The sequence below is a fragment of the Neobacillus camarae genome, from assembly GCF_054950115.1.
On the sequence record NZ_JBUCKX010000001.1, the window covers coordinates 151,498 to 165,583 of the forward strand.

General features: G+C 45.0%; 12 protein-coding genes. 6 read left to right on the forward strand and 6 right to left on the reverse strand.

Annotated elements, in window-relative coordinates; all coding sequences use genetic code 11:
* Nucleotides 1-3: 3 nt before the first annotated feature.
* Nucleotides 4-630, reverse strand: coding sequence for an HAD hydrolase-like protein (locus tag ACY8D0_RS00675; protein ID WP_462408596.1), 627 nt, complete (start codon nucleotides 628-630; stop codon nucleotides 4-6).
* Between the two features lie 234 nt (nucleotides 631-864).
* Between ACY8D0_RS00675 and nirB the strand changes: the two genes are divergently transcribed.
* From nirB to ACY8D0_RS00700, 5 genes are all read left to right on the forward strand, one after another.
* Nucleotides 865-3,279: a nitrite reductase large subunit NirB gene (nirB, locus tag ACY8D0_RS00680; protein ID WP_462408597.1), complete on the forward strand. Its 2,415-nt coding sequence runs from the start codon at nucleotides 865-867 to the stop codon at nucleotides 3,277-3,279.
* Nucleotides 3,280-3,290: 11 nt separating this feature from the next.
* On the forward strand, nucleotides 3,291-3,611 hold the full coding sequence (gene nirD / locus ACY8D0_RS00685) for a nitrite reductase small subunit NirD (RefSeq protein ID WP_154663505.1): 321 nt from the start codon (nucleotides 3,291-3,293) through the stop codon (nucleotides 3,609-3,611).
* A 100-nt stretch (nucleotides 3,612-3,711) separates the two neighbouring features.
* On the forward strand, nucleotides 3,712-5,205 hold the full coding sequence (locus ACY8D0_RS00690; RefSeq protein ID WP_462408598.1) for a NarK family nitrate/nitrite MFS transporter: 1,494 nt from the start codon (nucleotides 3,712-3,714) through the stop codon (nucleotides 5,203-5,205).
* On the forward strand, nucleotides 5,202-7,328 hold the full coding sequence (gene nasC, locus ACY8D0_RS00695) for an assimilatory nitrate reductase catalytic subunit NasC (protein ID WP_462408599.1): 2,127 nt from the start codon (nucleotides 5,202-5,204) through the stop codon (nucleotides 7,326-7,328). Before ACY8D0_RS00690 ends, nasC begins: the two co-directional genes overlap by 4 nt.
* A gap of 177 nt (nucleotides 7,329-7,505) precedes the next feature.
* Nucleotides 7,506-8,519 carry a glycine-rich domain-containing protein gene (locus tag ACY8D0_RS00700; RefSeq protein WP_462408600.1) on the forward strand — a complete coding sequence of 338 codons (1,014 nt, stop codon included), beginning with the start codon at nucleotides 7,506-7,508 and terminating at the stop codon, nucleotides 8,517-8,519.
* Between the two features lie 82 nt (nucleotides 8,520-8,601).
* On the opposite strand, the gene ACY8D0_RS00705 is transcribed toward ACY8D0_RS00700, so the two are convergent.
* The 5 genes from ACY8D0_RS00705 to katA form a co-directional block, all read right to left on the reverse strand.
* The gene (locus ACY8D0_RS00705) at nucleotides 8,602-9,468 is read right to left on the reverse strand and encodes an AraC family transcriptional regulator (RefSeq protein WP_462408601.1); all 867 of its coding nucleotides are present in this window, start codon (nucleotides 9,466-9,468) and stop codon (nucleotides 8,602-8,604) included.
* Between the two features lie 212 nt (nucleotides 9,469-9,680).
* Nucleotides 9,681-10,400, reverse strand: coding sequence for a DUF421 domain-containing protein (locus ACY8D0_RS00710; protein ID WP_462408602.1), 720 nt, complete (start codon nucleotides 10,398-10,400; stop codon nucleotides 9,681-9,683).
* 179 nt (nucleotides 10,401-10,579) lie between these two features.
* The gene (locus tag ACY8D0_RS00715; protein WP_462408603.1) at nucleotides 10,580-10,861 is read right to left on the reverse strand and encodes a YggT family protein; all 282 of its coding nucleotides are present in this window, start codon (nucleotides 10,859-10,861) and stop codon (nucleotides 10,580-10,582) included.
* Nucleotides 10,862-11,295: 434 nt separating this feature from the next.
* A complete protein-coding gene (locus tag ACY8D0_RS00720; protein WP_462408604.1) occupies nucleotides 11,296-11,706 on the reverse strand; it encodes a Fur family transcriptional regulator in 411 nt (136 codons plus the stop codon).
* A 130-nt stretch (nucleotides 11,707-11,836) separates the two neighbouring features.
* Entirely contained in the window at nucleotides 11,837-13,291 is a 1,455-nt protein-coding gene (gene katA / locus ACY8D0_RS00725; protein WP_462408605.1) for a catalase KatA, read from the reverse strand.
* 415 nt (nucleotides 13,292-13,706) lie between these two features.
* On the opposite strand from katA, the gene ACY8D0_RS00730 reads away from it, so the two are divergent.
* Nucleotides 13,707-14,048 (forward strand): cupin domain-containing protein, encoded by a 342-nt coding sequence (locus ACY8D0_RS00730; RefSeq protein WP_462408606.1) that lies wholly within the window; start codon nucleotides 13,707-13,709, stop codon nucleotides 14,046-14,048.
* The last annotated feature ends 38 nt before the right edge of the window (nucleotides 14,049-14,086 follow it).

Genomic DNA, 14,086 nt, shown 5'->3' on the forward strand with positions numbered 1-14,086 from the left:
GCGTTAAAGTGCCGGGGGCCTGTCCCCATTTAATACCGCTTGTTTAAATTCTGTATAGCTGTTGATGTGATTGTCGGCTTCGATGTTTGGGTTTTGGAAGGCGACTGTTTGGATGTTTAGTTTTCTGGCCGGTATGAGGTCGAGGTCACGGTCGCCTACGACTAGGTCGATGCGGTATGTTTTTAGAACATGTTCATAGGCGGAGGTGTGGGGCTTTCTGGTGAAGCCTTGTTCTTCCACGGATACTATTTCTGTAAAGTATTTGGCCAAATCATATTTGTCCAGGAGGTAGAGTGTTGATTCTTTGTCGCGGTGGGTCACAATCACATTATGTTCCGCCAAGGATAAAGCTTCCTCGAGGTGATCGAATGGCTTGCTGGTCAGCCTTGAGTAATGATTATACAACTCTTGATATTTTCCTCGATGTCTTTCATTAATTCCATAGTGTTTAAATGCTGTTTTGGAGTCTTTTTTTAACCACCCTAGCACTTCCGCAGCGTCCAGTTCCTTGCCGCTTAATTCGATAAATCCCCTGACAAGAGCCGGGTAGGTGTCAAACAGCGTTCCATCAAAATCCCACAATATATTCAAAACAATCCCTCTTTTCATGATGATGTTTTTACGATACATGATGTCGTTCACCTTATCAACTCTACAAGTTCATCGACGGCCATTCCGTTCTTAAAATTATTGTCAAATAGTATAACAGACTTATCTCATTCTTTTTTCCTATGTGATAGGATAAAAGTTTGTAGTATGAAAAACGATGTTAGATTATATAACAGGTTGATTGAACAGTCAGAGTAATCCGATTATTATGTTATCTATATTGACACGACATGACAGATAGATGGAGGGGAAGATGTGACAAAGCAGAAGCTAGTGTTAGTAGGTAATGGTATGGCAGGCGTCCGCTGTATTGAAGAAATCATCAAGCTGGAACCAGCTCAATATGAAATCACCATTTTCGGGAGCGAGCCCTATCCCAACTATAATCGGATTCAATTATCAAAGGTTCTCCAAGGAGATACAACCATAAAGGATATCACCATTAATGACTGGAACTGGTATGAGGAGAATCATATTCTTTTATATCCTGGAGAGACTGTTGTCCGAATCGACCCTAAAGGACAAATGGTGTTAACAGACAAAGGACGTCAGGTGGATTATGACAAATTAATCCTGGCTACAGGTTCCCTGCCGTTTATGCTGCCAATCCCAGGTGCTGAGAAGCCAGGGGTTACAGCTTTCCGTGATATCAAAGACTGTGAAAAAATGATTGATTATGCAAAATCCTATAAAAAGGCCGCTGTCATCGGTGGAGGTTTGTTAGGACTCGAAGCCGCCAGGGGACTGCTGAACCTGGGAATGGAAGTCAGTGTGGTTCACCTCTCTAATTATTTGATGGAAAGACAGCTGGATCAAACAGCCGGACAGTTATTGCAAAAGGAACTGGAACTGCAGGGAATGAATTTTTACCTTGAAAAACAAACAAAGGAAATTATCGGTGATGGCAAAGTCGAAGGGCTGCTCTTCAGTGATGGAGAAGTCGTGCCGGCCGATTTGGTTGTCATGGCTGTTGGCATCAGGCCGAATGTCCAATTGGCAAAAGACAGCGGAATTCCCGTCAATCGCGGCATTCTGGTCAATGATTTTATGGAAACCGAAATGGCCAATGTCTATGCAGTAGGCGAATGCGCCGAGCATCGAGGGACCGTTTATGGTTTAGTTGCCCCTCTGTATGAACAGGGCAAAGTCTTGGCGAAAGCCATTTGCGGCCAAGAGACGAAGGCTTATTTAGGCTCTACCGTTTCTACGCAATTAAAGGTGTCGGGAGTGGATGTTTTTTCTGCCGGCGAAATCTTTGAGAATGAGCAAATCAAAACGATGAAAGTGTTTGACGATTACCGGGGGATGTATAAAAAAATCCTGATTCGGGATGGGAAAATCATCGGGGCCGTGTTGTTTGGAGACACCAGTGAAGGCAACCGGCTGCTCCGGCTCATAAAAAAAGGCGCAGATATTTTTGAGTACACCGAGAGCGATCAGAGTGAACAAACGGGGACCAGTTTCGTTGCTTCCTTGCCGGATGAGGAAATCATCTGTGGCTGTAATGGCGTTACCAAAGGCACAATCGTCAGTTCCATTCAAACACAGGGGCTGACCAGTGTTGAACAAGTGAAAGGGTGCACAAATGCCTGCCGATCCTGCGGCGGATGCAAACCGCTTGTAACCGATTTGCTCGAATACACCTTAGGGGATAAGTTCAACATAGCCGATCAAAAGGAACCGATTTGCGTCTGTACCACCTTAACAAGAGATGAAGTGGTCGAGGCCATCCGTGAAAAGGGGCTCAGCCACACAAGAGAAGTCATGAATGTTCTTGGCTGGAAGACGGAAGATGGCTGTTCCAAATGCAGGCCGGCGCTCAACTATTATTTAGGCATGCTCGATCCGGTAAAGTATCACGATGAACGAGAATCCCGGTTTGTAAACGAAAGGATGCATGCCAACATTCAGAAGGATGGTACCTATTCGGTTGTCCCTAGAATGTACGGCGGTGTAACGAATGCAGAAGAATTGAGAAAAATTGCCGATGTGGCAGAGAAGTATGCTGTCCCGTTAATTAAACTGACCGGCGGGCAGCGGATTGACCTATTGGGCGTGAAGAAAGAGGATCTGCCGAAAATGTGGGCCGACCTTGACATGCCGTCCGGATATGCCTACGGAAAATCGCTTCGCACGGTAAAAACCTGCGTGGGCGAAAGTTTCTGCCGATTTGGAACCCAAGATTCTATCGGGATGGGCATTATGATGGAAAAGAAATTTGAGCGCTTAAGTACCCCGCATAAGGTGAAAATGGCCGTGTCAGCTTGTCCGAGAAACTGTGCCGAATCCGGCATAAAAGACCTTGGGGTGGTCGGTGTTGATGGGGCATGGGAACTCTACGTCGGCGGAAACGGCGGAACCCATTTAAGAGCGGCAGACCTTCTCTGTAAGGTGAAAACCCAAGATGAGGTCATGGAAATGACGGGTGCGTACATTCAATATTACCGGGAGACGGCAAACTATTTAGAGCGGACTTCCAAATGGGTAGAAAGAATGGGATTGGACCATATCAAATCCGTATTAGAGGACAAAGAAACCAGGGATGTGTTGAATCGACGTATGGACGAAGCACTGACAGTGTTGAAAGATCCATGGCAGGAGGCGATCAACAGCAGCGATATTCGCAAGGAGCTTTATGAAACGGTAAAAGTGCCTGTGGATATGAAATAAGGGGGGATTAGGTGGTGGAAGCGATCCGTTACCGTATTAAAGTGGGAGAAGTCAATGAAATTCCGAAAGAAATAGGCAAAACCGTTAAGATTGGACCGCTGGAAATTGCCCTTTTCCGCCTGGCATCCGGAGAGATCCGGGCAATTGAAAACCGCTGTCCGCATAAAGGCGGTGTGTTAGCGGAAGGTATGGTCAGCGGAGACCATGTCTTCTGTCCCATGCATGATTGGAAAATAAATGTAACCGATGGAAAGGTTCAAGCACCGGATGTCGGCTGTGTGAAAACTTATGAGGCGGTCATTGAAGATGGGGAAGTCATCATTATTCTATGAGAAACATTTTTTTAAGAGCTGGCTAGCAAATACACAGAAAAAAATTCAAAGGAACAACGCAGCTTAACGGTTGTTCCTGTTTTTATTTGGAGGTGGAACCATGGAAGGAAATAATCCTTATCAAGGGAATAAAAGAATTTTGCTGTTAACCACATTTGCTTTCTTTCTCTCTTTTGTGGTGTGGTTTAATATGGCTCCGTTTACGACAACCATCATGGAAAAACTCCATTTAACCAAGACGGAAGTCGGGATACTCATGAGCTTTAACGTGGCGTTAACCATTCCGGCCCGTATTGTGATCGGTCTGTTGGTTGACCGGTTCGGGCCGAGAAAGACCTATTCGGCCTTATTAATCGTCATGAGCATTCCTTGTTTCTTTTTTGCTTTTGGAACTAGCTTTTGGCAGTTATTTATTTCTAGGATCTTTTTGGGGATAATTGGGGCTGGATTTGTGATTGGGATTCGCATGGTATCTGAATGGTTTCCCCAAAAGCAAATTGGACTGGCCGAGGGCATTTACGGCGGCTGGGGGAACTTTGGATCGGCAGCTGCTGCCTTTTCGCTTCCCCTTATTGCGCTTTGGATTGGCGGGGAGAACGGGTGGCGATATGCCATCTGCCTGACTGGGGTGATTTCTTTTGTTTATGGAATTGTGTACTATTTCTCCGTCCAAGATGCGCCAAAAGGAAAGTCTTACAAACGTGCTAAACGAATGGGAGCGATGGAGGTTACTTCCCAGCAGGATTTATTCGGATTGATGATAATGACCTTTCCGATATACGGCATATTGGGAGTTCTTACGTGGAAACTGGAAACATCCTCGATTATTTCTTTCAAAATTGCGGCACTGGTTTATGGGGTTCTTGCGGTTTTATACTTGTGGAATCTTGCGAAAATCTGGTCGGATAACACAGATGTTTTTGAGAAGGACATCCCTGAAGAAGAGAAGTTTTCATTCCGGCAGGTGGCGATTCTGGATTTGGCTTACCTGATAACATTTGGTTCAGAACTGGCCGTTGTTTCGATGCTGCCAATGTTTTTTGAGGAAACCTTTGATTTAACAGTAGCCAAGGCAGGCGTGATTGCGGCAAGCTTCGCTTTCACGAATTTGGCAGCGAGGCCGTTAGGGGGCTGGATGGGGGACCGGTTTGGCAGGAAAAAAACATTGCTGACCATGCTATTGGGTTTAAGCTTATCCTACATCGGAATGTCGTTTATCACATCAGGCTGGTCATTACCCGCTGCAATTGCCCTGACGATGCTCTGTTCTTTTTTTGTTCAAGCAGGCGCGGGGGCTGTTTTTTCCATCGTTCCGCTGATAAAAAAGCGAATCACGGGGCAGGTAAGCGGCATGGTCGGCGCTTATGGAAATATTGGCGGTGTGGCCTTTTTAACGGTTCTCGGTTTTGTCAGTTCTTCCGTTTTCTTTAAAGTAATCGGAATCACCGCCTTCCTCTGTTGTGCAGCGGCGTTTTTCCTCAAGGAACCGAAACCGGAAGAAACGGATGAAGTTCAAGATGCGGTTTCGCAGCAAAGGGGATTAGATAAGAAGATGATGGTAAAACCAGCAGCAGGAGGACTCGATCAGGCATGAAAGACTTTCTGTCCAACTTTCAGACCAAATATAAAGAATTGAATAAAGAGGAGATTTATGATGCCAGATGCCCTTACTGCAGCGTTCAATGCACGATGCAGGTAATGGAGGAAAGGATCGTAAGCAGGCGGGTGTTTAAGGTGAAACCTAATAAAGAGGATCCTGCCTCCGAAGGCCGTCTGTGCATCAAGGGGGTTAATGCTCATGAGCATGTCGTCAATGGGCAGCGGGTTTTATTTCCTTTAATAAAAATAGATGGAGAGTTTCACCGCGTATCTTGGGGTCTGGCCCTCGATTATATGAAAGAAAAGTTTACCAAGCTCCAAGCGGAGTATGGCAATGACGTATTGGGGGTGTATGGTGGGGGTTCATTGACAAATGAGGAAGCCTACCTGCTAGGAAAATTTGCTAGAGTGGCCCTAAAGACCAAATATATCGATTATAACGGCAGGTTTTGCATGTCGTCAGCTGCAACGGCAGCCAATCAGGCGTTTGGGATGGACCGGGGATTAACCTGCACGCTTTCCGATATCCCAAACGCAGAGTGCATTATTTTGGCGGGAACCAACATCGCGGAGTGCCAGCCTGTTTTGATGCCATACTTTTTAAAAGCGAAAAAGCGGGGGAGTTATATTATTGTCATTGACCCGAGAGAGACGCCAACGACAAAACTGGCAGACTTGCATATTAAGATCAAGCCTGGAATGGATGCGAATTTAGTTACTGGATTACTAAAAGAGATAGTGGAACAAGAATATGTCGACCACTCCTTTATTAAGGAGCGGACAAAAGGCTTTACTGAACTTCAAGCGTATTTACAATCTATTGATTTGCAGGAGATCTCGGAGCTGACCGATGTCCCTGCTGCCATCATTCAATTAGCCGCGGAGCGTTTTGGCAAGGCGGAAACGGGTATTGTCTTCACGGCAAGAGGGGTGGAGCAGCATGCCAGTGGAGTGGAAACCGTCAAGAATTTTATTAATCTGGCATTAGTGACGGGGAAAATCGGAAGGCCGGGCTGCGGCTATGGGGCAATTACCGGGCAGGCGAACGGCCAGGGAGGAAGAGAGCATGGACAGAAGGCCGACCAGCTTCCGGGTTATCGGTCGCTGAGTAATCCTGAGCACCGGCAGCACATTGCCGGCATTTGGGGAATCGATGACATAGAATTGCCGGAAAAAGGCGTGTCGGCATATGAAATGATGGAAAAAATAGCTGCCGAGGAGATTAAGGGTTTGTTTATTATGGGCTCCAATCCCGTTGTCTCCAATCCAAATGCTATTTTTGTAGAAAAGGCACTAAAGGAATTGGACTTTTTAGTGGTGGCGGACATGTATGTTTCTGAAACGGCCCGGCTGGCTGATGTGATTTTACCGACGACGTCTTATTTAGAAGATACCGGTACGTTAACCAATCTGGAGGGCCGGGTGGTGCTTCGGGAGGGAAACCGCCGGAAACCCGGAGAAACCAAGCATGACTGGGAAATCCTTTGTGACCTGGCGGGGGCGCTAGGTAAAGGAGAATACTTTCCTTTTTCCAGTGCGGAGGAAATCTTTGAGGAACTAAGGGCAGCAAGCAAAGGCGGTATGGCCGATTACTATGGGATTACCTATCAAAGGCTGCAGGAGGAGCAAGGCGTGCTATGGCCCTGTCCTGAACCAGGCCATCCTGGGACGGGGCGTTTATTTGAAAGGACATTTGCCCATGAAGATGGAAAAGCCGTCATTTCTGCTGTGGCAAGGCAGGAGCCGAGGGAGCCGGTCAGTCATGAGTTTCCATTGTACTTAACGACGGGGCGCATCATGCATCATTATTTATCCGGTGTGCAGACCAGGAAAAGCCCCAAACTAAACGGGCTGTATTCAGAGCCGGTACTTGTGGTTCACCCAAATACGGCTCAAACATATCAACTGGAAGATGGGGCCCTGGTAAAAATCCGTTCCAAAAGAGGCAGTGCAGTCATGAGGGCATCCATCACCACTTCCATCCGGGAAGACACCCTGTTCACCTCCTTCCACTGGAGCGACCTCCAAAGCATCAACCGAGTCACCAATCCCGCCTTGGACCCGCACTCCAAAATGCCCGAATTCAAAGTCTGCGCCGTCAACATTTCACCGCTTTAGCAGGGTGGGGGCCTGTCCCCCACCCTGCTAGTGCGTTAAAGCGGCGATGGAGCGGGGGACAGGCCCCCGTTGAATGTTAAGTTTTTGTATAGTTATTTGCTATATGGTTTAAGTAGCTTATCATATTAATAAGAGTATAAACTTTCAAAAGATTCGATAACCGGGGAGGGGGATTTCATGACTGCTGGAATTATTGTGGGTGTTATTGTGGTTGCAGGGATTGTTGTGGGAATTAATTCAAAGGCGAAGAAAAAACGGCCTCAATTATCAAAGGAGAATATTCCGGAAAGGCTCGGCGTACTTGAGGGTGTTCCAGTGCAGCCTTTGCTTGATAAGTTAAACGATGCACTGGATGAGGAATACATGCAGCAAGTTAAACAGAGGTTTCTTAAGGAAAATCCTAAATTGAGTGAAGATGAGTTCGAATGGCGGCTGTTTGAGTTAAAGCGCTATTTCTTGTTGGCTCATCTGTTAAAGAAAGCTCCTATGTTTAGTGATGAAGTAGATGAAATTTGGCATAGCATGCTTCTGTTTACAAAGAATTACCAAACGTTTTCGGAGAGATTTTTAGGGGAAATGATGCACCATAATCCTAATACGAACCCCAAACCGGAGCCCCAAGAACGGGCATTTTTTGACTGGGTGTTTTCCCAGCTGTTTCAGATTACTAATTTTACATGGAAGTCATGGGGGAGTTTTTTCAAAAACCCCGTAGATGTACAGTTGCTAAACGAGTTTAGAAATGGGAACGAAGACTACCTAATAGATAAGTATTTTAATAACGATGCACAAAACAAGGCACTAATTGAATATTTACTGTTCCAAATGAAATACCAATTGGGCGAGGCGGAAAAAATGTATCAGTTGGACCAAAAAGGCAGCTTTACCAGGCCGCGCCATTTTGGTGAAATGTCCTCCTTGTCGCTGGCGATGATCTTTTATTCTTATTATTATTTTGATGATTATTGGGCCCATGCGAAAGCCTATGCCTTTGCTGATACAATTAAATATACAAGTGGGTGCACGACCACCGTCTTTTGTGGATATGCCTCCTCAGAAAAGCATGATTCAAATTCAGGGGATTCAGGAGGCTGGGACAGCGGCGGTCATCATGGCGGCGGTGATTCCGGCGGTTCAAGCTGTTCAAGCGGTTCGAGTTGCTCCAGCTGCGGCAGCGGCTGCTCTTCATAGTTTCCGACTGAACCCATTCGCAGGCAAAGCTTGGGGTTAGCCCCAAGCTTTGCCTGCGAATAAATTAAAATAGTGGGAGCCTTTACTTTTGCTTTAATGCAATCCAAATTTCTGAATAATAATCAGGTTTCCACGGATCTCCTGCAGGATATACCTCTAATTCAGGTCCTTCCTCCTGTTCATATTGATTGGAAGGGAACCATTCTGTGAAAATTTGTTTCCACGCTTTTTGCATGGCATCCGGCATGGCTCCGTGAACCTCAAAAACTCCCCATTTGGCTGCAGGTATTTCAAGCATTAATAAACCTGCAGGAACCTCCCCTTCATATTCGGTTGCAATCCAATAGTCCATTAAATCTGCCTGTTCATGTCGTCTATCAACGCATACACCAAGGGCTCCTTTGATTTCCCCTTTGTTCAGGCCGAACAATAAATCGTTGGTCCCATCTTGATGAACTTCCTCCCACATTTTCGGAATCTCTCTCTGGTTCTCTCCATTGACCAAGGATAACTCCCTTTTGATCCCGACCACTTGAAAACTGTCTCTTTCCATCACTTTGTAATTCATTGGTTCTGCTCCTTTCAGACTCACCTGAATGACCAGGCGATTATATGATTTGAGCATGCCGCCAAAACTTTTTGCCTGACTTGGCGCAATGCCATGCTGCCGGCGGAATGCTTTTGTAAAAGCTTCCGGAGTTTCATAGCCATACTTCAGAGCGACATCGATGACTTTTCTGTTTGTGTCCAATAATTCCTGGGCAGCAAGCGTTAGGCGCCTGCGCCGGATATATTCACCTACGGAGATATCGGTTAAAATTGAAAACATGCGCTGAAAGTGAAATTCCGAGACATTGGCCTGCTTCGCAATATTTTTTATTAATAAAAGTTCCATTAAATGTTCTTCCATGTAATCAATTGCCCTCTGTAATGATTCCACCCATCCCATATCGCTGCCTCCTTAATTCCATATTAAAAGCAAACTGGATATCGTTCCTGTCAATTTATGCTAGGTTTTGATAGGTCTTCCTGTTTTTATTGTTCATGTCCATTAATGAAAATGTCTAGTGAAATGCTTTTAAATGGGGGAAAGAATCAGTTTTACTGTGAAGGCGCATAGCTAATTTGATGAGAGGTCCCCTAGATGAGGAAAAGCAGCCCTTACAATTTACGGCTGCTATTATCCCTTACTTGATCCTGGTATAAATCAATATATAAGTTGCCTTTTGATCCCACTACAGCATAAGAAACCTCTGAAACTTGGAGGTTCCGTTTTTGCAGTTCAGACTTAAGCCACTGTTCGTTAACATCATATTCTGATAAGTTGTCCATTTGGATTTCTCCATCAAGAATTAATTCCACGGGATACCTTGTTTGTTCGGGGTGACTGGCTTTCAATGCCAAATCCTTCTTAGTGATCCCTTGATGCTCAGTTTTTTTTAATACGGATAACGTTTCATTTGTTTCTAAGATGGCTAACTCCACTTCGTCTATGTAAAAAATATCTTTGCCCCGCAACGCCTGCTGCAGTTCCTCTAAAGTGTAGCCTATTTTGCGCATCGAATGCTCCAAAATTTTTCCTTTTTCAATCAGAACCACAGGTTTTCCGGTAATCCATTTTCTGAGCCGGTGGTTTTTTATCGCCATCAGATTCAAAAGGTAGATAATCAACCCCATTATGACAAATGAAAGAATGAAGTATGAAAATTTGATTCGGGTATTGAAGGCAAGATTTCCGGCAATCGTCCCCATTGTAATGGAAGCGATGAACAAGTGGTAGGATTTATGGGCAAGTGTTTGTTTCCCGAGGATATGGAAAAAACCCCATAACAATACAAAAGCGGTGATCGTCCGCATAAAAATCTCTTGGTAACCTGACATTCTTTTTCTCCCTTTAAACCCTCTTTATTGATGGCCTTAAAATACTATGCCAAAGAAGAGGAAAACTTCTCTGGTTATTTTTTGCTAACTTTTTCCTTTCTATGTACAGTGTAAAAGCTTCGTTACAATAAAAAAAGAGCCAAGTGGCTCTTTTCAATTTGTCGAAAGGAATGATATTTTTATACACCTAGAAAATTGACCGACTGGCGGAGACCCTCTAAGGCAAATCTGCTTAAAAAACGGTAGACAAAAAGGGCAATGATCGGAGAAAAATCAATTGCACCAAACGGGGGAATAAACCTCCTGAAAATACCTAAGTACGGTTCCACCAGTTTGGAAATCCAAATACCAACCTTCGTCGACTGAAACGAAGGAAACCAAGAACCCAAAATTGATACAAGGATCAACCAATAATAACCTTCAACAATATACACACCAACTTGCAAAATGCTGTATCCCAAAGTAATCTCCCCGTCCATAAAAATTTTTAACCCAACACGCCTGTACCTTATATACGCACAAACCAGAATAAGGTTTCAAAAAGGGATACTTTAGGGCCTGTCCCCACTGTGGTAAAGCGTTAATGGAGCGGGGGCCTGTCCCCCACCGTGGTAATACGTTAATGGAGCGGGGGCCTGTCCCCCACCGTGGTAATACGTTAATGGAGTGGGGGACAGGCCCCCACTAGGTTAAAGCGTTACTGTAATGGGGGAGAGGCCACGTCTTTTGTCCTCTTAGATGATGGATTTGATGGTTGTGAGTTTGTTTGAGCATTGGCATTTGGTGCTGTGTTTGAGGATTTTGATTTGGGTGCCGCATGTTGGGCAGATTTTTTTGTTGGTTTGCATGTTCAGGGCTCCTTTTTGTTTAGTTGGTTTCTAAAGGGGTGTTCATTTTAGGGGTCTTTTTGACATGTTTTGCATATGCCGTATATTTCCATTTTGTGGTGATGGATTTGATATTTTGTCAGGTTTGCGGCAATTTGTTCTACTTCCTTTAGGGCAGGGTAGGCAAAGTCGACAATGTCACCGCAAGATTGGCAAATGACGTGGTAGTGATTGGACTTATGGAATTCATATCGGCTCAGGCCATTTCCGTACGGAAGATCATTTAAAATACCCAGTTTTACAAACAGCTTCACGTTATTATAAAGGGTCGCTATGCTTACGTGAGGCATCTTCATAGATAGTTCTTCAACGGTAGGGTGGCCCGCATCCAGGATGTTTTGTAAAATTTGCATTCTTTGCGGGGTAATCCGCAGCCCCTTCCTTTTTAAAAAAGGGATTAGTTCTGATACTTGACTCAAAGGTAACATCTCCTCACTTTGGAGAGAGTGGAGAAGGATGACTCAATTCTAAATATTTTGAGCCATCCCTCTTCCATATTAAAGATAGAATAATAGGAAATCGGAATTCTAATATATGAAGCTCGTTATCTTACACTTCCTGTGGAACAGCTAACCCAAGGCCCTCCGCCACACGAGTGCCGTATTCAGGATCGGCTTTGTAGAAATGCTCGATTTGCCGAAGTTTGATTTCATCTTTGGTAACAGGTTTCATGGCCGCAACAATTGTTTCCACAAGTCGGGTCCGCTCCTCCTCAGACATTAAGCGGTACAGATCGCCGGTTTGAGTGTAGTGGTCGTCAGAATCGTAGGCGGCACTCGCTGCTTGACCGGTCACTGCAAAAGCAGTCTGCTTGTGTTCAGCCGCTTCTTTAGGGCCGCCAAAGCTGTTAGGTTCATAATAAACCGAGCCGCCGCCGTTGCCGCCAAAGCGCATTTGGCCGTCACGCTGATAGTTATGGACTTCTGCTCTTGGACGGTTAATGGGCAGCTGATTATGATTGACCCCGACACGGTAGCGGTGGGCATCTGCATAAGCAAATAGACGCCCTTGAAGCATTTTATCCGGTGAAGCCTCAATGCCAGGCACAAAATTGCCGGGAGAGAAGGTAGCTTGTTCGACTTCGGCAAAATAGTTTACTGGATTGCGGTCCAACACCATGCGGCCGACTTCCATCAGCGGATAGTCTTTATGGGACCATACCTTCGTCACATCGAATGGGTCGAAACGATAGGAGTCAGCATCTTCTAACGGCATCATTTGCACATACAGCTTCCATGCAGGGAAATCCACTTTTTCGATAGCATTAAACAAGTCTTCCGTATGATAATCCGGGTTTTCACCGGCAAGTTTGTCTGCCACAGCCGCCGTCATGTTTTTCACGCCTTGTTCGGAAATAAAGTGATATTTTACCCATACGGCTTCGCCTTCCGCGTTGACCCACTTGAAGGTGTGGCTTCCATAGCCGTTCATGTGGCGCAGGGTCGCCGGAATGCCGCGGTCACCCATCAGATAGGTAACTTGGTGCAAGGATTCCGGTGACAAAGACCAGAAGTCCCAAACTGCCGTTGGATTTTTCAAATGTGTTCGTGGGTCTCTTTTTTGCGTATGGATAAAATCAGGGAATTTAATCGCGTCACGAATGAAGAAAATCGGCGTGTTGTTTCCGACCAAATCATAGTTTCCTTCTTCTGTATAAAACTTCACCGCAAAACCGCGCGGGTCCCGCACTGTATCAGCTGAACCCAGTTCACCAGCAACGGTGGAGAAACGGATAAACATCGGTGTCCGTTTGCCAACGCCGTTGAAAACCTTCGCTTTAGTATAGTTGGACATATCATTGGTCACTTCAAAATAGCCATGGGCCCCGGCACCTTTCGCATGGACGACCCGTTCCGGAACACGCTCACGGTTGAAGTGCGCCAATTTTTCAAGCAAATGGACGTCTTGTATTAAGGTCGGGCCGCGATGTCCGGCCGTCATTGATTTTTGATTATCACCAACAGGTGCACCCCAGCTGGTTGTTAGATTCTTAGAATTACTCATGAATGAAATCACCTCATTGAAAAATTATTTAAGTAAATGATAACACTTATCACTCGAAAATCAATACTTTTTTATAATAATTATAAATTAGTATAAATTACTAATAAATAATAATGACTAAAAGTTAGCTAATACTGTTGCAAAAACTATGATTTGTTATTAGAAGTTCATGGAAAAAAGCGAAGGACCTTCATAGTAGTGATTTGATTTTCGATAAGATGAGTAAAATTGAATTCGCATATACAACAGAAAAATTACGATAAATGAGAATATAAAGCGTTATACACTTTGTTCTATAAAGATTTCATTTCCGGAAGGCCAATTACCTAAGAGGAATACAGCCTTAAGAGTCGTATTTATAAAGAATACTCCCAAAATTGGGGATGAAGGGCAACTGAGAAAGGAAGATTATCTAGTGAAGGTAAGCAAAAAGACAGTGGAGCATTACCTCTGGGGAGGCAGCTGTGACGGCTGGAGATTGGTAGACAAGAAAGTTTTAAGCATCATCCACGAACGGATGCCTGGTGGCACTTCGGAAGTACGGCATTATCACCAACATTCCCAGCAATTTTTCTTTGTACTATCCGGAAACCCGACATTGGAAGTGGATGGTGAGCGATACAGCTTATCGGAACATGAAGGAATCGAAGTACCGCCGCTTGTCCCGCATCAGATGTTTAATGACAGTAATGAGGATGCTGAATTCTTGGTCATATCAAAGCCGAACACGCGAGGAGATCGAATCCTTGTTGATTAATCTAGCTGGCGATAGGGTCGGGTTTATTTATCGCCCGA